18 protein-coding genes are annotated in these 17,536 nt (G+C 66.9%); 6 read left to right on the forward strand and 12 right to left on the reverse strand.

From position 1 onward, the window contains the following. Window positions 1-19 precede the first annotated feature (19 nt). Window positions 20-1,318: a cytochrome P450 gene (locus tag ACFQS4_RS17380; RefSeq protein ID WP_500194821.1), complete on the reverse strand. Its 1,299-nt coding sequence runs from the start codon at window positions 1,316-1,318 to the stop codon at window positions 20-22. A gap of 84 nt (window positions 1,319-1,402) precedes the next feature. On the opposite strand from ACFQS4_RS17380, the gene ACFQS4_RS17385 reads away from it, so the two are divergent. Next, window positions 1,403-2,050, forward strand: coding sequence for a helix-turn-helix domain-containing protein (locus tag ACFQS4_RS17385; RefSeq protein WP_500194824.1), 648 nt, complete (start codon window positions 1,403-1,405; stop codon window positions 2,048-2,050). 32 nt (window positions 2,051-2,082) lie between these two features. Here ACFQS4_RS17385 and ACFQS4_RS17390 read toward each other — a convergent pair whose 3' ends face one another. From ACFQS4_RS17390 to ACFQS4_RS17415, 6 genes are all read right to left on the reverse strand, one after another. Continuing rightward, entirely contained in the window at window positions 2,083-2,559 is a 477-nt protein-coding gene (locus ACFQS4_RS17390) for an HPP family protein (RefSeq protein ID WP_500194826.1), read from the reverse strand. A gap of 157 nt (window positions 2,560-2,716) precedes the next feature. After that, window positions 2,717-3,121 (reverse strand): universal stress protein, encoded by a 405-nt coding sequence (locus ACFQS4_RS17395; RefSeq protein WP_500194827.1) that lies wholly within the window; start codon window positions 3,119-3,121, stop codon window positions 2,717-2,719. Window positions 3,122-3,232: 111 nt separating this feature from the next. Beyond that, window positions 3,233-4,402: a DUF7118 family protein gene (locus ACFQS4_RS17400; RefSeq protein WP_500194829.1), complete on the reverse strand. Its 1,170-nt coding sequence runs from the start codon at window positions 4,400-4,402 to the stop codon at window positions 3,233-3,235. 6 nt (window positions 4,403-4,408) lie between these two features. Continuing rightward, window positions 4,409-4,822 carry a phosphoribosyl-AMP cyclohydrolase gene (hisI, locus tag ACFQS4_RS17405; protein WP_500196653.1) on the reverse strand — a complete coding sequence of 138 codons (414 nt, stop codon included), beginning with the start codon at window positions 4,820-4,822 and terminating at the stop codon, window positions 4,409-4,411. Between the two features lie 177 nt (window positions 4,823-4,999). Continuing rightward, entirely contained in the window at window positions 5,000-5,527 is a 528-nt protein-coding gene (locus ACFQS4_RS17410) for a type IV pilin domain-containing protein (protein ID WP_500194831.1), read from the reverse strand. Between the two features lie 204 nt (window positions 5,528-5,731). Next, window positions 5,732-6,955, reverse strand: a complete 1,224-nt coding sequence (locus ACFQS4_RS17415; protein WP_500194834.1) for a DUF7096 domain-containing protein — start codon at window positions 6,953-6,955, stop codon at window positions 5,732-5,734. A 182-nt stretch (window positions 6,956-7,137) separates the two neighbouring features. Between ACFQS4_RS17415 and ACFQS4_RS17420 the strand changes: the two genes are divergently transcribed. Then, window positions 7,138-8,457, forward strand: coding sequence for a helix-turn-helix transcriptional regulator (locus ACFQS4_RS17420; RefSeq protein WP_500194835.1), 1,320 nt, complete (start codon window positions 7,138-7,140; stop codon window positions 8,455-8,457). Window positions 8,458-8,645: 188 nt separating this feature from the next. Beyond that, a complete protein-coding gene (minD, locus tag ACFQS4_RS17425) occupies window positions 8,646-9,557 on the forward strand; it encodes a cell division ATPase MinD (protein ID WP_500194837.1) in 912 nt (303 codons plus the stop codon). A gap of 132 nt (window positions 9,558-9,689) precedes the next feature. Here minD and ACFQS4_RS17430 read toward each other — a convergent pair whose 3' ends face one another. Further along, on the reverse strand, window positions 9,690-10,658 hold the full coding sequence (locus ACFQS4_RS17430; protein WP_500194839.1) for an MBL fold metallo-hydrolase: 969 nt from the start codon (window positions 10,656-10,658) through the stop codon (window positions 9,690-9,692). A gap of 102 nt (window positions 10,659-10,760) precedes the next feature. On the opposite strand from ACFQS4_RS17430, the gene ACFQS4_RS17435 reads away from it, so the two are divergent. Together ACFQS4_RS17435 and ACFQS4_RS17440 are read left to right on the forward strand one after the other, a co-directional pair. After that, on the forward strand, window positions 10,761-13,694 hold the full coding sequence (locus ACFQS4_RS17435) for a bacterio-opsin activator domain-containing protein (RefSeq protein ID WP_500194842.1): 2,934 nt from the start codon (window positions 10,761-10,763) through the stop codon (window positions 13,692-13,694). A 106-nt stretch (window positions 13,695-13,800) separates the two neighbouring features. Next, window positions 13,801-13,944 (forward strand): rubrerythrin-like domain-containing protein, encoded by a 144-nt coding sequence (locus tag ACFQS4_RS17440; RefSeq protein ID WP_500194844.1) that lies wholly within the window; start codon window positions 13,801-13,803, stop codon window positions 13,942-13,944. Window positions 13,945-14,060: 116 nt separating this feature from the next. On the opposite strand, the gene ACFQS4_RS17445 is transcribed toward ACFQS4_RS17440, so the two are convergent. The 3 genes from ACFQS4_RS17445 to ACFQS4_RS17455 form a co-directional block, all read right to left on the reverse strand. Continuing rightward, entirely contained in the window at window positions 14,061-14,357 is a 297-nt protein-coding gene (locus ACFQS4_RS17445) for a hypothetical protein (RefSeq protein WP_500194846.1), read from the reverse strand. 129 nt (window positions 14,358-14,486) lie between these two features. After that, window positions 14,487-15,509 (reverse strand): amidohydrolase family protein, encoded by a 1,023-nt coding sequence (locus ACFQS4_RS17450; RefSeq protein ID WP_500194848.1) that lies wholly within the window; start codon window positions 15,507-15,509, stop codon window positions 14,487-14,489. Between the two features lie 91 nt (window positions 15,510-15,600). After that, window positions 15,601-16,827, reverse strand: a complete 1,227-nt coding sequence (locus ACFQS4_RS17455; RefSeq protein WP_500194850.1) for an HD domain-containing protein — start codon at window positions 16,825-16,827, stop codon at window positions 15,601-15,603. A gap of 37 nt (window positions 16,828-16,864) precedes the next feature. Between ACFQS4_RS17455 and ACFQS4_RS17460 the strand changes: the two genes are divergently transcribed. Continuing rightward, complete coding sequence (locus ACFQS4_RS17460; RefSeq protein ID WP_500194852.1) at window positions 16,865-17,218, forward strand: hypothetical protein; 354 nt, start codon at window positions 16,865-16,867, stop codon at window positions 17,216-17,218. Between the two features lie 15 nt (window positions 17,219-17,233). Here ACFQS4_RS17460 and ACFQS4_RS17465 read toward each other — a convergent pair whose 3' ends face one another. Continuing rightward, window positions 17,234-17,440, reverse strand: coding sequence for a hypothetical protein (locus ACFQS4_RS17465; protein ID WP_500194854.1), 207 nt, complete (start codon window positions 17,438-17,440; stop codon window positions 17,234-17,236). Between the last annotated feature and the right edge of the window lie 96 nt (window positions 17,441-17,536).

Raw genomic sequence — 17,536 nt, forward strand, 5'->3', positions numbered from 1 at the left:
GTGGCACGGTACGTTCCAGCTATCGCCGGACGCGAACCGGGACGGGCCCATCTGGGCGAGACGTCAGCGCCGGCGTCGGCGACCACTGGGTTTCGGGCGTCGCCTCGAGCGAGACCGTCCGCAGGATCGTCGCCAGCGCGAGTCGTAACTCGAGGAGGGCGAACCGGCGGCCGATACAGGCACGCGGTCCGCCGCCGAACGGGAAGTACGCGAAGTCGGGGTAGGCGTCAGGCTCGAGCCACCGATCCGGACGGAACGAACGGGGCGCGTCGAACAGGCGTTCATCCCGGTGGATGCCCCACTGAGGCAGGCAGATTCTCGTACCCGCCGGAATCTCGTAGCCGGCGACCACGTCGTCGACGACGGCCTGGCGGAAGAGGAGGTACGTCGGCGGGTAGAGCCGAAGCGTCTCCTGGATAGCCCGGTCCGTGCGAGGCAACGCGGTACTGGCGTCGACGGTCTCCGGTTCCCGTACTTCCTCGAGCACGCGCGCCTGCTCGTCCGGGTGGGTCGCCAGCAACGCCATCGCGTACGTGAGCGCGATAGCGGTCGTCTCGTGACCGGCGAGCAGCATGGTGAGGAGGTGATCGCGCACCTGCTCGTCCGACATCGCGCCACCGTCGGCCGCCGCGAGCAGCGTCGCACAGAGGCCGTCTCCGGAACCCGGCGACGCCCGTCGACGGTCGAGCAGATCCGCGATGACGTCGTCCAGGTCGTCGACGGCTCGTCGGTAGCGACGATTCGCCGGCGTCGGCACCCAGAGCGGGACCTCGAGGGGCACGCTCGAGGGTTCGAACCGGCCCGTGATGGCGTCAGCGGCGCGGGAAATCGTCCGTATCTCCTCGACGCCATCGACACCGAAGACGACCGACCCGACGATCGACAGGGTGAGCCCTCGCGCCCACTCGTACGCGTCGACGCGCTGGCCGTCAGACCAGCGCTGGACGAACCCGTCCGTTCGTTCGAGGATGACCTCGCCGTACGCCCGCAGCCGACCGGGATAGAACGCTGGCTGGACCTGCTCGCGCCCGCGCTCCCAGGTTTCACCTCGCGCAGTCAGGAGGCCGTCGCCCAGGAGCGGACCGAGCAGGTTCCGTTCACGGGGGTCCTTCTCGTAACGGTCGCGGTCGGTGACGAGGACCCGTTCGACGAGCGCGGGCTCTGCGTAGCAGACGAACGAGAGCCCCGGCACGGAGACGCGAAAGACCGGGCCGTGGTCGGCCACGTCGTCCTCGACGAACCCGAACGGGTCTCGACCGATCGACAGCACGTTCCCGAGCAATGGGAGGCCACCGGGCACGGGTATCGACTCGTTCATACTCGAGCGTGCCGGCGCTCGAGGCGTATCCCTGGTGCCGGTTTGGCACGGTAGTTTATATGTGATTGACGAGCACTTTCCCTCATGCACTACGCTCGCGTTCGTATTCGCGCCCCGGATCCGGAGACGCCCGTGACGGCCCTGGCGGCCCACGAGGACGTCGACGCGGTTCACCTGCTCGCGGGCGGCGTCGCCGACACGGACACGCCGACGTACTCGCTCTCGATCGACGGCAACGCGGCAGCCGTCCGCAGCGTCCTCGAGGCCGAATCCGACACCCTCGAGTGGGACGTCGCCAGCGCCGAAGCGGGATCGGTGTTCGCCTACGTCAGGTTCCGCGCACCGCCGGCGGTCGGCGCGCTTCGAGAGCGACTCACCCGCAAGAGCCTCGTCGTCCTGCTGCCGGCGACGTTCCGGGCGGACGGGAGCGTCGAGCTGACAGTCGTTGGCACCCAGACGGACCTTTCGACGACGCTCACCGACCTTCCGGACCCGCTCGAGGCGACGATTCTCGAGGTCTGCCCGTATCGCGCCGATCGGCTCGTGGGCGGCCGGGCGTTGACCGCTCGTCAGCGGGAGGTTCTGGCCGCCGCGTTCGAGCACGGCTATTACGACGTGCCGCGAACAGCGAGCCACGAGGACCTCGCGGCCGTCCTCGAGTGTGCGCCGAGTACCGTTGGCGAGCACCTGCGAAAGGCCGAGCGACGCCTCGTCGAGAGCGCACTCGAGTGAGCGACTGCACGCGTTCGAGTACGCGAAAGTCGTCAGCTGGTGACAGCCAGTATCGATCGATGGACCCCGACCAGCACCGCCACCGCGAGCACGATGAACGCCCCCTCGAGGACCGTCGAGAGCAGTCCAAGCGAGACGATTAAGGTGGTCGCGCACGCGGGTGGGTGACGGGTGTCTGTCGCGAGCATGCCGCCCGCGGTGGCCGTCGTTGCGAGCACGCCGCTGGTCGCCAGGCGCAGTCCCTCGAGCGAGCCGGGTTCGTGCGCGACGGTCATGGCGGAGTCGCCGGCGACGACGTGGTAGGCGAGCAATCCGGCGACGACGCCGATGAGGTGGCCGCCGACGACGCGCCGCGGACGGGTCGCCTCGCTGCGTTCGAAGAGTGCGAGGACGAACGCCGAGGGGCCCAGGCTCGGAAAGAGGAGGGGGAGGCCAGAGAGCCACGCGAGCGTGCCGGTCACGGCGAGTAACAGGCCGGTGTGAAGCGTCGTCCCCACGCGGTCGTCCATCACCCGCCCTTTCGGACCGGGATAAAAAGGACCGCCGGTTTCGTCCGTCGCTCGAGGGTGGAACCACTATAAAATCTATAGCATTCGCCGCGTGCTCGAGACCCGACCATACCGGAACGACTCGAGGGTGGGCGACGAGTCCGATCCCGGATTCGAGTCAGACGATTGTCACCGGAACTTCGACGCGCCGGGCGACGCCTTCGGCGACGCTCCCCAGCAGCATCCGCGAGACGCCGGAACGACCCTCACTTCCGACGACGACGCCGTCGACGTCGTTCGAGCGCACGTACTCGAGGATGGCGTCGACGGGGGTCCCCTCGAGCACCTCGAGCGCGACGTCACCCGCGTGGCCCTCGGCGAGTCGGCGGGCGTCCGGGAAGAACGCGGGTTCGTCCTGGTCGCGGGCCGCCTCGGCGGTCGGCCCGCCACCGTAGCCCGCCTCGAGGTCGTCGACGACGTGGACTACCGTGATGCTCGACTCCGGAAACGCTGAGAGCGCGTACTCGAGAGCTGCTCGGGCCGGCTCGGAGTCGTCCATGGCAACGAGGAGGTGTCGACTCACATCCGAACCGTCGAGCGCCGCGGTCAAAAATCCTCGCGGGATCCCTGTATCGTTGGGACGGTCGCCGAGCTCGAGGGCTATCCGTTTGTCAGTACTACCCGTCCACGACCGCTACTCCTCTGCGAGCAGTTCCTCGAGTTCCTCGCGTGCGTCTCGAACTCTCTCGAGTTCCGCGTCGATGTCTCGACGCTGGAGGCGTTCGCGTTCGGCCGCCGAGAGCTGATCGAGCGCGCTCGCGGCAGTCTGGAGGCGGTCGTAGTCGTCGTCGAACGTTCGCTCTCGAACCGCGAGCAGGCACTCGACGAGTTCCTGTCCGCCGACGCGTTCGACCAGCGGTCGTCGGTCCCGGATCGCGTACCGCAGGGTCGTCGCGTCCGCGGGCGGCCACGACAGCGTCAGCGGCGTCGCGTCGATCCGCTCGAGGTACGTCTGGCGTGTGGCGATTCGGCGCTTGAGTTCGTCCGGGTCATCGACGTAGTGATCTAGTTTCGACCGGGAGTACCCCGCGTACTCGAGGAGGTCCGGGACCGAGTAGGTGCCCGCGTCGTTTTCCTCGACGTACTCGCGCAGCTCCGGCGGCGGCGTCTCGAAGTCGACGAACGGCCGGAGCCGGCTGCGCTCGAGCAGGTCGAACACCGCCCGTGCAGATTGGTCGTACAGGAACGACTCGAAGGCGTCCCGGATCGACTCGTTGTAGGCCTCGATGGGGTCTCGAAGGCGCTCCACCGGGGCCTCGAGGTCGGCGTCGGCGAGCGAGCGCAGTCGCTGGAGATCGCTGATCTCGTCCTCGAGCGCGTCGACCTGGTCGATCGCCGCCTTCCTCGCGAGCGTCAGTTCTTCCTCGGCGGCCGCGTGCTCCTCGAGCAGGTCGACGAAGCGCTCGGCCGGTTCGAGCGCCGCTTCCGCTCGCTCGAAGTCCGACTCGTGCAGTCGACGCTTGTCGACGGCCTCGAACGACGCCTCGAACGCCTCGCGGTGGGGGAGGTCCGCCGGCAACCCTTCGACCAGCGTCGAGTACTCCCCCTCGAGGTTGATGTAGTGTTGGAACGTCTCCCGGCCGGTGCCGGTCGCCAGGTCGACGTACCGCTCGAGGAGCCTCGCGGCCGTTCGGTAGGCCTCGGCTCCCGTCCCGACGGTCTCGCGGCCGCCGGCCTCGTCGATCGCCGTCTTCGCGGCCTCGAGACGCTCGCTGGCGCGCTCGAGTCGCTCTCTCGCCGCGTCGGCGTCGGCTCTCGGGTCCGATCCGTCGTCCGTCGTCGGATCGTGAGCGGCGTCTGGCATCGGTCCTCAGTCGCCCTCGCTGTCGTCTTCGATGCCATTTTCGCTGTCGCCCTCGCTGCCGTCCCCGTCGTAGACCACGTCCGGATCGAACACCTGCTCACCGACGTGTTCGCCCTCGACCGTCCGATAGAAACACGACCGGTGGCCGGTGTGACAGGCACCCCCGGTCTGGTCGACGAGGTACAGGAGGGTGTCGGCGTCGCAGTCGACGCGCACCTCCTCGACGGACTGTGTGTGGCCGCTCGTCGCCCCCTTCTCCCACAGCTCCTCGCGGCTCCGCGAGTAGTAGTGGGCCGTGCCGGTCTCGAGGGTCGCCTCGAGCGCCGCCGGCGAGACGTATGCGAGCATCAGCACTTCCCCGGAGTCGATGTCCTGCGCGACGGCGGGCACGAGGCCGTCGTCGCCGAAGTCCACGTCGATCCGCCCCTCGAGGCCGGTCTCGTCGGCCCCGCCAGTCCCGCCGCTCCCGCCTCTGGCCGGAGTCGGTTCGGTCATACTCGCTTCGATGACCGTTGGGGCTATGGGTCTTTTGCTGACCGTTGGAGCTCTGGATCTTTCGCTGACTCGCGATGGTCATTGGCAGGTCTTCGGTGGCTATCAGCAGGCCTCGGCCACGACTCGTGCGACCGTCCCGTCCGCATCGGCGAGACGAACCCGCACGACGGCACCCTCAGCGAGCGCCGGCGAGTTCGTCGCGGCGAGACGAATCGTCGCGCGTTCGCCGACAGTCCAGGTCGGATCGGTCGCGGCGTTGAACGGCCCCGAGGGAGAACCGCGAAACCCCGTCGCCCCGACGAACGGCACCGGCGGCTGGTGGGCGAGCGGTTCGCCGTCGACGGTCACCTCGAGCGTCAGGTGGCGGACGTCGAGTGCGTCGCCGCCTGCGTGTTCGAAGACGAGTTCGTTCCGGTCGGCGTCGACCTCGAACTCGATGGCTGCGGTGGCGCTCGAGCCCGACTCGAGCGAGAGCGACCCCATCGCCGTCGCGACGGTTGCCGCCAGCAAGACCGTGATCGCGACGAGCAAGATCGTCCCGACGAATGGGCTGACGGCTCGGTCGCGGCCGCTCTTCAGGTCGGCCGGAGGAGTCAATCGAGCGCCCGGTACGGATCGAGGCGTGGACACGGGCCATCCTGGCCGCGCCATTGGATATAAATGGTCGGACGACTCCCTCAGGAGAGATCGGCACGGCGAGGCGGCGAGTTTTGTGGCACCGCTCGCGCCGATTTCCGGTGGTACTGGCCTGCTGTGGGATGGATTTCTCGAGATAGAGGGTCGACGATGGGTTTCTCGAGGTGCTGGATGGACGAACGGTGTCGCGGCGGGGTGTTACGTGGCCGGCGCGATCGTCACCGTCTCGTCTGCCGTCTCCACTTCGATTTCGTAGTCGCCCGCCGGCGTCGCGAGCCAAAGGCGTCCGTTGCTCCCCGTCTGTCCGACGGCGACGCCATCGAGACGAACGGTCGCCTCGACCGGTTCGCTGGTCTCGAGGTCGGTCACGCGGATCTCCGCGGGCCCGTCTCCGGGGGTTCTGTTCAGGGTGATCGCGACGGTATCTCGCTCCCAGGTATTCTGGTGTTCGATCGGAAGCCGCGAAAGGTCGAGCGACTGGTGTTCGCGGGCGACGGCTTCGGTCGCGCCGTCGATGTAACTGTGCAGGTCGCCGTGACTGTGGGAGAGTTCGATCAGGTAGAGGTTGGGGCTGAACGTCGTGGAGGCAAAGCGGGAGTTCGTGTTGCTATGCACCCACGGATAGCGCTCCTCCGCGTGGCTCTCCGCGTCAGTGAGCGAGTCGAACTGGGACTCACCGTCTCGGTCCCGGTGATCGAAGCGAGTCACCTCCTGGTAAAACTGGCCTCCTGAAACCAGCGAGAGCCGATACCCTTCGGCGCTCGTTTCGATGGTCACTGACGGTGACCGGTCCGCGGTTGAGGCGGCAGCGATCACGGCGCGGGCCTGGCTCTGGTGGGTCGCGATGGTTCCTGCTAGGGGGCGGATGTTTTCGCTCCTGTATCCAGGAACTCGATTGACGTACTCGTGAAGGTCGCGGTACTGCGCTTCTAGCGCGTTCGCCTCGTTGTAGTTGCGCAACACCATCTGCGTGAACTCCTGTTCGGTGATGGTGCCGTTCGCGTACGCCTGGGCGGCCTCTCGCTCTCGTTCGTTCAGGGCCTGCACGCGCGATTCCAGTCTGTCGCGAGACGCGTCGATGAGCTTCGCGCGTTCGTTCGAGTTGGTCGTCTCGTCGAACGCTTGCTCGAACGCGAAGTGGCCGGCGTCCGCGCGGACCTCGTCGTCGGCCGACGCGACAGCCGTTCCGAAATCTTGCGTCGGCGAGGTATACGTGCGCTTACTCTCCTCGGGAACGGTGAGTCGATTCGCCGTGTTCTCGAGTTCGAGGAAGGGGCCGTTCGAGTCGTGCGGCGTCAGGGTCGTCGATTGCGTCTCGGTTCCGGTCGTCGACCCGGGAGCGGGGGCGGCAGCGACCAGCGTCACCGCCGGAAGCGCACAGACCAGTAACAACGCCAGGAGGGCGGGGGACGCCTTGGTCATTAGCCACTGCTATAGAACCCCTGGTACAAAAACCCGCCCGTCTCCGGATCGGTCTGGTGTAGCGACAGATAAAACCGCGTTACGAAACGCCTCGAGAGCGTCGGAGACGGTTTAGAAGCGGAAATAACGTTTTATTGGGGATGGAAAGGGTTTTTTGCCCTGGGAGATACCCGTTGAGACGTATGCGGTTTCCCCGCGCGAGTGTCGTTGCCCTCACGGTCCTCCTCGTGGCCGCCGTCAGTGTCGGCGTCGTGGCCGCGGCCCCGCCCTCCGACCACTCGGCTCACGGACCGTCGTCGCTCGAGCAGTCGTCGCCTGCCCTCCAGGACGACAGCGACGACGATAACGACGGCGACCAGCACCAGCCAGCCGACCCGAAGCAGGTGATCCGGATCAACGTCACGGACAGCGGCGACGCCCGATGGACGATCGAAAGTCGCTTCCTCCTCAAGGACGCCGAGGACGAGGAGGCGTTCCAGTCGTATGCCGCCTCGGTGGCCAACGATGAGCGCGACGTTGGCTACGACGTATCGACGTACGAGCAGTACGTGGCCGCGGCCTCGGAGGTGACCGGCCGCGAGATGGCGCTCGTCGACGCCGGGTACGACGAGCCGCGAATCGAGGAGGTCAATCGAAGCGGTCCGATGGGCGAAGAATCGACCGATCGCGTCGGAGTCGTCGCCTACTCGTTCACGTGGGAATCATTCGCGACGACCGAGGGGAGTGAGATTCACGTCGGTGACGCGTTCGAGACACCGGAGGGTGACGGCTCCTGGCTTCCGGCGCTGAACGCCGACCAGCAACTCGTCATGGATATTCCGTCCAACTACGGGTTCCATTCGCTTCCAAGCGATTTCTCAAGACGGTCCGATGGCGCACTCGTCTGGGACGGTCCGGTGGAGTTCGTCGATGAGGAAGGCGACAAACGAGAATTCGTGTTGCTGCGGGGAGAATCTTCTGGCGACGGGACCGACGGGCCCGACGGGACCGGCGGCGAGACACCGCCGCCCGAGGACCCGGAATCGTGGGCCTCGACAGGCGTCCTCCTCGGCGGCGCCGCCCTCGCGTTGCTTACCGTCGCCGTCGTCGGTGGTTACCTCGTGACTCAGCGCTCGAGTTCGGGTTCAGGTTCGGGTTCGTCCTCAGTTCCTGCCTGGCTCCCGGCCCCCGTTCGTGCCCGAATCGAGGATGACGAACCGGACGCGCAAGACTCCACGACCCCGCCCGTCGCCGCCCCACCGGACGGACCCCTCGAGGAACCCGACGACGGGGGCGGGATCGATCCCGACCTGCTCAGCGACGAAGAGCGGGTGCTTCGACTCCTGCGGGGCAACGGCGGTCGGATGAAACAGGCCTCGATCGTCAAGGAGACCGGCTGGTCGAACGCCAAGGTCTCCCAGTTGCTCTCGAAGATGGACGACGACGACGAGATCGAGAAACTCCGTATCGGTCGGGAGAACCTCATCACGTTACCCGAGATCGATCCGACCGAACTCGATTGACACTCGCGACCTTCTCGACGCTCGCATCCCTTCGACACTGACTCCTTGCGGATCGTCTCGAGCTCTCGACTACTGCTTCCTGCGTCGAGCGCGTCAGTGATCTCGTACTCAGTCGAATTGACACGACTCGAGGCGGTGTGCTCACGATTTAAGGTCCTCCCGCTACACTGTCTGGCTAGTAATCGAGTATGTCTCAAGAGACGGTATACGCCATCGCGAGTGGAAAAGGCGGTGTCGGGAAGACGACGACGACGGTGAATCTCGGGACGGCCCTCGCTCAGGCGGGCAAACGTGTCGCCATTGTCGACGTCGACCTCGGCATGGCGAATCTGGCCGGGTTCGTGAGCCTGAGCCCCGAGTCGACGACGCTCCACGACGTGCTGGCATCCAACGCGTCGATCGAAGACGCCACGTACAACCTCGCCGAGAACATCGTCGCGATCCCGAGCGGAACCGGGCTCGACGACTACGCCGAAACGAGCCCCGAGGGGCTTCGCGAGGTCGTCGAGACGCTTCGTGAGCAATTCGAGTACGTCCTGCTCGACGTCGGCGCGGGCGTGAGCCACGAGACCGTCCTCCCGCTGGGGCTCGCCGACGCCGTCTTTCTCGTCTCCACCCCGGAACCGGCCTCGGTTCACGACGTCAAAAAGACCATCGAGTTGACCGAACGGGCGGGCGGTTCGACGGCCGGGCTGATCGTTACCCGGACGCGCCCGGCGGGTGACGTCTCCTACGAGGAGATCGCCGACCGACTCGACCTGGCCCTCCTCGGCACGATCCCAGACGATCCGCTCGTTCGCGAGAGCGTGTACGCGGGAACACCTCTCGTCGTACACGACTCGGAGAGCCCAGCTGCGGTCGCCTATCGCCGGCTCGCCGCGGATCTCGCCGGTATCGAATCGCCTGACATCCCGGACGACGCCTCGGACGAGGACGCCGAATCCGACGAGTCGACGACGCCCGATCCGTCCTCACCGCTCGCCTCGTCCTCGTCATCCTCGTCGTCCCGGCCGTCGGACGAGGACGCCGAATCGAGCCAGGCGGCCTCCCACGACGATGTCTCGAGCGCGATCACCGAGGCGGAGTCGGACTCGAGCTAGGGGCCGCTGGTTTACCCGTTCAGCAGGGTTCGGTGGTGAGTTTACCTCCTGACGGGGAATACCTTCTCGTCGAAACGGGCTCACTCGAGCGCGTTTGGACGATTGACCGGCCCGCGAACGACGAGTGCTCCGTCAGTCGGCCACGTAGTCGAGATAGCCCAGCACGCCGCGGGCGTTCATCGCGGTCTCGGCGCGCGTCTTTCGCTCGCCCCAGACCTTGACAAATCGCTCGTCAGCGCCTTCGGCGAGTGCGTCGACGACGACCTCGTCGTTCTCGTGCTCGTCCCGCGCGCGCTCCACTCGAGCGACCCACGACTCGAGGACGTCGCCGTAGGTCTCGAGCGCGGCCGCCAGGTTGTCGACCTCGCGTGGGCCGAAGTGGGTGTAGAGGAGGACCGACGGATCGATCTCGCGGATCGTCTCGAGGTCGTCCAGGCAGCCCTCGAGGTCGAACTGTGCGGGCGGGGAGGTCTCGCGAATCGTCTCGAGTGAGGGGACCCAGATGCCAGCGGCGTCGCCGGTGAAGACGGCGTCCATCTCGGGGACCTCGAAGATGGCCTGGTGGGGCGCGTGGCCGGGCGCGTCGTGGACGGTTAATGAGTAGTTTCCGAGGTCGATGACGTCGCTGTCTTCGAATTCCACCACCTGCTCTTCGGGGACGGGTTCGGGGTCGACGTAGAACTCCCACTGGTCGCCGACGGCGGCTTTCGTCCCGGCGACGAGGCGCTCGGGATCGATCAGGTGGGGGGCGCCGACGTGGTGGGCGTAGACGTCGGCGTTCGGACAGGCCTCGGCGAGGAAGCCGGCGCCGCCGGCGTGGTCCAGATGGATGTGGGTGACGACGATGGCCTCGAGGTCCGATCGATCGATTCCGATGGCGTCGAGGGCCTCGAGGATGCGCTCGTGGTTGGTTCCGATGCCCGTCTCGACGACGGCGGGGCGGTCGGCGTCGAGGACGTACGCCGCGCCGTACTCGCTCGTGTCGTACATGCCGGTGTCGAGGAAGTAGAGGTCGTCGCAGTCGCCGGTGTCGACCTCGCGGACGGTTCCGATGTCCGTGTCCGCATCCGTATTCGTATTCGTATCCGCATCCGTGACCATACGGAGACGGCGAGGCCGCGGGCGATAAAACCTGCCCTCGAGGCGGTTCCTGAAACGGCCGTCAGGCGGACTACTATAGTGACTCGACGAGAAGGGCCACCGATGGAACGCGGTACCGGTATCGACGAATCCGCACTGAACACAGCGCTGCTGATCGGCGCCCCGGACTGGATCGAGTCGGTGCGCGCGACTCTCGAGGCGACGGTCCCGGAACTCGAGCCTGTGGCGGTTTCGACGGCCGATTCGGACGATCCGCTCGCGACCTGGGACGGCGGCACACCGATGGTCGTCATCGTCGACACGACCGCGACACCGGACGACGGGTGCTCGCTCGTCGAGCGCGTGCAGTCGCGCTGGCCGTCCCCTCCGGTGGTGACCGTACCGGTCGAGGGCGACGAACGCCTCGCCAGCCAGCACCTCGCGGCGGGCGCGAGCGGCTACGTACCGTTCGACGACCGGGAGTCGCTCCTCCAGGAGATGCTCGACGCGGTCCTCGAGGGCCGGGATGACTCTGGGAGCGACCGCTCTGCGTCTGCCGCTCGCCAGCGGGCTCGCCAGTTCGACGCCATCGCCGACGGATCAGCGGGTGGCGATGGCGGCGAGGCGTCGGTCGCCGGAACGTACCTCTGGGTGCTCGAGGCCGACGGAACGATCGCCGACACCAACCCAGCCGTCCGCGAGCGCCTCGAGACGGGGGCCGATCCGGTCGGCCGCTCGTTCGTGGATCGACGCTACTGGGCGCTCGAGGCTGTCAGCCCGATCGAGTCGGGGCTAGAGGCCGCCCGATCGGGTGCGTACGCGGAGCGAGAGGTGACGCTCTCGCGTCAGAACGGCGAGGAACGAGCACCTGCGGACGGCGAGAAACGAACGTTCGAGCTCTCGTTTCACCCCGTCGAGTCGGGCGATCAGGGGGTGGTGATTCTCGGCCGCGACGTCACCGAACGCGTCGAAACGATCCGCGAACTCCGGCGCTCCGAGGAACTCCACCGGGTGACGCTCGCGCACATGACCGACACGGTGTTGCTCACCGACGAGGAAGGGCGCTTCACGTACGTCTGCCCGAACGTCCATTTCATCTTCGGCTACACCGCCGCGGAGATCCACGAACTGGGAACCATCGACGCCCTGCTGGGCGAGTTCTACGACGAGGAGGCGCTCGCCGAGCGGGGCGTCCTCACGAACGTCGAGTGCACGGCGACCGATCGCGACGGTGACGAACACGCGCTGCTCGTGAACGTCCGCGAGGTCTCGATTCAGGACGGCCGCCGGCTGTTTAGCTGTCGCGACGTCACCACGCGCAAGCAGCGCGAACGCGCGCTCACGTCGCTCCACGAGACGGCTCGCGCCCTCCTGTACGCCGAGTCGGAGGTCGAGATCGCCCAGCGCGTCGTCGACGACGTCGAGGCCGTCCTCTCGCTCCCGTCGGCGGCGGTCTACCGCTTCGATACGGCGGCGAACGCGCTCGAGGCGGCGGCCTGTGCCGGTATCGGCGACCGTGACCGACTCGAGGCGATCCCGTTGGGAGCCGACGACGCGGTCGCGAACGCGTTCGTCGAGGACGATACGCACGTCTTCGAGAGACTCGACCCCTCCGATTCGCCCGTGGACGGGCTTCGAAGCGGCATCATCGTCCCGCTCGCCGACCACGGCGTCTTCCTGGCCGGAACCACTGATCCCGTTACGCTCGACGACGTCACGATCGAGGTCACGGATCTGCTGGCGGCGACCGCTGAGGCCGCCCTCGACCGGGTCGAACGGGACTCACGACTCAGGGCGCGAGATCGGGAACTCAAGCGGCAGAACCAGCGCCTGAGTGCGCTCGATCGCATCAACGAGATCATCCGCGAGATCGGACGGGACCTCGTCCGGGCCGACACCCGCGACGACATCGAGGACGCTGTCTGCGGTCGCCTCACCGACGCCGACCGATTCGCGTTTGCCTGGATCGGATCGCTCGACCCGCGAACCGACGAGATCACGCCTCGTGCCTGGGCCGGCGATGGCCAGGGCTATCTCGACGCACTCGAGACCCTCGCGGCCGATTCGACGGAGTCGGAGCCAACCTCGCGCACGCTCGAGACCCGGTCGCCGACGGTCGTCGAGAACGTCGCGAACGCCCTGCGGGCGGGCGAGTGGCGTTCGCCGGCGCTGACCCGCGGGTTTCAATCCGTCGCCAGCGTCCCCCTCGCGTACGACGAGTTCAGCTACGGAGCACTAACGGTCTACGCCGACCGGCCCGACGCCTTCGACGAGACCGCGCGTGAAGTGCTCCGGGAACTCGGCGAGACCATCGCCTCGGCGATCGGTTCGGTCGAACGAACCCACGCCCTGCTGGGCGGCCGCGTAGCCGAACTCACCTACGAGGCCGACGTCGAGAACACGGGGACGGCGATCGATCGTCTCGCCCGAACCCTCGAGTGCCGGCTCGACCTCGAGGGGGGCATCCAGCGCCTGGAATCGGGCGTGTTGACGTTCGTCACCGTCTCCGGCTGCTCGCCCGAGGCGGTCGTCGACCGAGCCTCGTCCCTGACTGGCGTCGAGGACGCGCACGTCGTCAGCGCGAGTGCGAGTACGAACGCGGACGGAGGCCTCGTTCGGCTCACGCTCTCCGAACTGGCGCTCGCGACCCGGCTGGCCGAACACGGCGGCGTCGTCCGCCGACTCACTGCCGACCCCGACGGCACGACGCTCTCCGTGGACGTGCCGAGTCCGGTCGAAACCGCGTCGGTCGACGACCTCGTCCGATCGACCTACCCCGACGCCTCGCTCGCGACGCGCCGGGAACGGACCGGGCCCCCGACGACCGGTGCCCGCCTCGAATCCGCGGTCCTGGAGTCGCTCACCGACCGCCAACTCGAGGTGGTTCGGACGGCCTACCACGCCGGGTTCTTCGCGACGCCGCGAGTCCAGACCGGTTCGGCCGTCGCCGACTCGCTGGACATCTCTCCGACGGCCTTCTCGAACCACGTCAGGGCGGTCGAGCGAACGCTCTTTTCAATCCTGTTCGATGACTCGTACGCGACGAAGGTTCAATAGTAAACCTGGTGTGTCGAAGAGGGGTTTAGAAATAAACCACCACGCCCATCGGCGTCGGGCAAATATTGCACTACGTGGCCACCGACCGTCGCGTGGCCGACTACCAATGAAGGACGCTCCATACGATCCAGCGGCCGAATCGACCTACGAGTGCCTTGAGTGCGGGGACACGGTCACCACGACGACGAACCCTGGAACCTGCCCCGCGTGCGGGGTCGCCTATCGGAATACGGCGATGCCGATAGAGTAACCGTCGGAGAGTCGCGGAGCCAGCCGACAATTATCGACGTCACGCGACCCGAACGACGAAAACGAACGATCCGCCGTTCTCGCCACGCGGTGCGCGCCGACTGTTGCGGAATCACCTCACGTACCGTCCCCTTGCAATCCCCCGCCTTTACCCGCCTCCACCTCCATTTCACGTTCGTTCCGTCGCTCTGAACGCGTCGATTTCCGATCCGTCGGGTACTCTCGCTTCTCCTCGTCGGGGCGGTTTCGATACATCGCCAGTGCGACGGTAACCGCGGCGATACCGAACAGCACGACCGCTTCGTAAGGATAGGGCGGGCCGCCGACGATGAGAAGGACGATCAGGCCGAGACACGCGCTTCCCATCGCGACTTTCCCGTAGACGTTGAGTTGTCGCAATCCAGCAAGTACCATAGCTTTCGTTACACGTCTCTCGTCAAAAAGATTCCTTCGAGCTGTCAGTATTGGTCCACCGCTCGCTCGAGCGACGGCCGACGGACGACAGCCTCGAGGCGGGTTCAGCCCGCCATTCTCGCAAGACCCTCAGTCGGTGAAGACGACTTGTTTCACGTCGTCGACCCCGGCTCGTCGGACCACCGCCCGGACGGGGTCGCGGACGCCGTCGAGATTCGGCGAGTCCCCGTCGAGGACGAGGACGCGAGCGACCCGTCCCGGCTCGAGCGAGCCGTACTCCAGATCCATCAGGGCGGCCCCGTTGACCGTCGCCATTCGCAGGATTTCGCGCGCGGGGAGGTCCGAGAGTTTGGCGAGGAACTCCATCTCCCGGAACATCGACGGCGAGTTGAGCATCACGTTATCGGTGCCCAGCGCGAGCGTCGTTCGGTCGATCAGTTCCTCGATGGGCGGGAGGCCGACCCCGGTGACGAGGTTCGAGCGCGGACAGACCACGACGGGAATCTCCTCGCGTGCGATCCGCTCGAGGTGGTCGTCCTCGGGGTGGACGACGTGGACCAGGAACTCCGGCTCGAGGTCCATCGCCGGGTGGAGGTCGCTGGGGTCGGCCTCGCCCGCGTGGATGGCGAAGGGCTTGCCAGCGTCGCGGGTCGCCTCGCGCTCGCGGTCGAAGGTGTCGTCGTTGGCCCCGCTGGCCCCGAACCCGTCGCCCGCCTCCATCGCCTCGAGCGATTCGCGGGCGAACGCGTAGGCGTCGATCGCCCGATCCGAGGCGGCCTCCCGCAGCATCTCGACGCCTTCGACGCCGCCCTCCCGGAAGTCGAAACAGGCCGCCGTGCCGCCGCGTTCCATGTACTCGAGCGAGGTTCGGACGGCCGAGACGAGTTCCTCACGGCTGGCGTCTCGAAGCAGGCGATGTTTGAGGCCGTCCGGCGGCGCGACCAGTTCCTCGAGGGTGAGCCCCCCGCCGGCCTCCTTCGCGATGGAGTCGCCGATGTGCGTGTGGGCGTTGACAAACGCCGGGAGCACGACGTCGTCGCTCTCGACCGTTTCCTCCTCGATGGCCTCGATTCGGCCGTCGTCGCCGACGATCAGTCGGCCCTCGACTGGCTCGAGGTCCGCTCCCCGAAGGATCGTTCCGGTGAGTTCCATACCGGTCGTTTCGGTCCGGAACCCTTCAACAGTTCGCGTTTCGATGGGGGTTTCGAGCCCAGTTCATGTGCCGCCCTCGCTCGAGGTGACCTCACTCCACGAACTGATCCAGCGTCGCGTACAACCCGTCGCGCACTTCGGTGACGAGCGGGCCGTCAATGTCGAGGCCCAGCACGTCGACGGCGGCCCGGCCGACGGGTTCGCGGACGTCGTCGGAAGAGTAAACGCCGAGTCGCCACTGGGAGTACTGGGCAGCCCGGAGCGCATCCACGAGCGGGGACTGGCGACCCAGCTGGCGGACGTCGCCGTTGACCAGCACGCGCGTCGTGGACTCCTTCATCGACGGACGAGCGGGGACGTCGATGATGACCGTCTCGGGATCGACGTTCGCCAGGTCGGCGATCTCGCGCTCGAACTCGCGAATCGCCTCGTGGTCGGCCTCGATGATCCCGCCCGGCACGTCGTCGATCTCGGCCCAGACGGCTCGCTTGTACAGGTCGCGGTGGTCGAGGCGCCGGGAGAATTCTTCGGTGGCGTCGCTCGAGCGCAACGCGACGATCAGATCGTGGTCGTCCATCCGTTGGAGGGTGTGAGCGTCCGTCTCCTCGGCCTCGAGCAACTGTTCGCCCGCGCGTCGGAGCATCGCCTTGCTGATGCGAGCGACGCTGTGGCTGTAGACGGTCGGGTTCATCAGCGCGCGAGCGACCAGGAGGCTCTCGGCGGTCTGGACGTTCCCCTCCGCGAGGACGAGTTCGCCGTCGGCGAAGCGAAGTTCGCGAACCAGCCGTCCGTGGTCGATCGTCCCGTAGGGAACGCCCGTGTGGTGGGCATCGCGCACGAGGTAGTCCATTCGGTCGACGTCCAGTTCCCCGGAGACGATCTGCCCGAAGCGGCCGTTGCCGGCGACCAGGTCCGCGACGGCGTCGGGTTCGAGGTCGTGCTCGCGGAGGACGTCACCGATCTCGCCCGCGGCCAGCAGTTCGTGGACGTCGTCGTGGTATCGGCCCGTCTTCCGGTGGGTCAGCTCCTCGAGGTTGTGGCTGAACGGGCCGTGGCCGACGTCGTGGAGGATGGCGGCGGCCTGGACGCGTTCGGCCTCGATGCCGCCGATGCCGAGGTGCTCGAGCGCCTCGCAGGCGAGGTGATAGACGCCGAGGCTGTGCTCGAAGCGGGTGTGGTTCGCGGAGGGGTAGACGAGCGAGACGGTGCCAAGCTGGGCGATGTTCCGGAGGCGCTGGACGGCGGGCGTGTCGAGGAGGTCCCGCGCCACGCCGTCGACCACGATGTGGTCGTGAACGCTGTCCTTGATGGTTTTCATGCCATCGCATTCGGCGCTCTCGTACAAAAATGGACGTATGTGCGGTTCGCGCGAGTCTCCCGGTTTTCTCCCGCGGCCACCGAACCGATACATACCGCTCGAGGCGACGCCATTCGCCCTGCTCCCGTCGCCGCCCGAAATCGCCGCCATCGTGCTGGTGCCAGTCCTCGCCGTGACAGTTCTGGCGTCGCTCGTGTCCCTCGACGCCGCGAAAAACGGTCTCGAGAACCCCGCGAAGTGGTTCGCAGTCGTTCTGGATTCGGCCGGATTCGGCGTCGTCTTCTCCGTGCTCAAGTGGGCGGACTCCACGCGAGACGAGGCGTTTCGGGACCGCACACGCTTCCGGGCGGCTCGGAGAACGGGGATTCGGTGTCGGAACGCGAGGGGGTGAACCGCCAAAGGGCGATTACTGTTCGGCTTCCATCGCGTACTCGAGGAACTTCGGCATCAGGACGGCGTCGAGGACGGCGAGTCCCAGCGCGAGGTAGCGAACGAGGCCCTCGAGGTAGACGATGGCGACGAAGGCGATGATCGCCGCCCCGGAGAGGCCGAGCGCGTAGCGGACCATTGGATTCTCGAACGGGTTCGCCTGCTGCGTATCGGAGGTGCTCATACGAGAGAATCCAGGATGGCCCGGCAAAAGCATACTGGTTCTAACCAGTCGCCAGTGAATAAAAAATCGACGACCCGAGACGATGCACGAACGTGG

It is taken from the genome of Saliphagus sp. GCM10025317, from assembly GCF_042663665.1.
GTDB lineage: Archaea > Halobacteriota > Halobacteria > Halobacteriales > Natrialbaceae > Natronosalvus.

What these genes read in the sequence shown, in the direction of transcription:
- ACFQS4_RS17380 (WP_500194821.1), bottom strand. Translation starts at nt 1,318, where the DNA reads ATGAACGAGTCGATACCCGTGCCCGGTGGCCTCCCATTGCTCGGGAAC.
- ACFQS4_RS17385 (WP_500194824.1), top strand. Translation starts at nt 1,403, where the DNA reads ATGCACTACGCTCGCGTTCGTATTCGCGCCCCGGATCCGGAGACGCCC.
- ACFQS4_RS17390 (WP_500194826.1), bottom strand. Translation starts at nt 2,559, where the DNA reads ATGGACGACCGCGTGGGGACGACGCTTCACACCGGCCTGTTACTCGCC.
- ACFQS4_RS17400 (WP_500194829.1), bottom strand. Translation starts at nt 4,402, where the DNA reads ATGCCAGACGCCGCTCACGATCCGACGACGGACGACGGATCGGACCCG.
- ACFQS4_RS17415 (WP_500194834.1), bottom strand. Translation starts at nt 6,955, where the DNA reads ATGACCAAGGCGTCCCCCGCCCTCCTGGCGTTGTTACTGGTCTGTGCG.
- ACFQS4_RS17420 (WP_500194835.1), top strand. Translation starts at nt 7,138, where the DNA reads ATGCGGTTTCCCCGCGCGAGTGTCGTTGCCCTCACGGTCCTCCTCGTG.
- minD (WP_500194837.1), top strand. Translation starts at nt 8,646, where the DNA reads ATGTCTCAAGAGACGGTATACGCCATCGCGAGTGGAAAAGGCGGTGTC.
- ACFQS4_RS17430 (WP_500194839.1), bottom strand. Translation starts at nt 10,658, where the DNA reads ATGGTCACGGATGCGGATACGAATACGAATACGGATGCGGACACGGAC.
- ACFQS4_RS17435 (WP_500194842.1), top strand. Translation starts at nt 10,761, where the DNA reads ATGGAACGCGGTACCGGTATCGACGAATCCGCACTGAACACAGCGCTG.
- ACFQS4_RS17440 (WP_500194844.1), top strand. Translation starts at nt 13,801, where the DNA reads ATGAAGGACGCTCCATACGATCCAGCGGCCGAATCGACCTACGAGTGC.
- ACFQS4_RS17445 (WP_500194846.1), bottom strand. Translation starts at nt 14,357, where the DNA reads ATGGTACTTGCTGGATTGCGACAACTCAACGTCTACGGGAAAGTCGCG.
- ACFQS4_RS17450 (WP_500194848.1), bottom strand. Translation starts at nt 15,509, where the DNA reads ATGGAACTCACCGGAACGATCCTTCGGGGAGCGGACCTCGAGCCAGTC.
- ACFQS4_RS17455 (WP_500194850.1), bottom strand. Translation starts at nt 16,827, where the DNA reads ATGAAAACCATCAAGGACAGCGTTCACGACCACATCGTGGTCGACGGC.
- ACFQS4_RS17460 (WP_500194852.1), top strand. Translation starts at nt 16,865, where the DNA reads ATGTGCGGTTCGCGCGAGTCTCCCGGTTTTCTCCCGCGGCCACCGAAC.
- ACFQS4_RS17465 (WP_500194854.1), bottom strand. Translation starts at nt 17,440, where the DNA reads ATGAGCACCTCCGATACGCAGCAGGCGAACCCGTTCGAGAATCCAATG.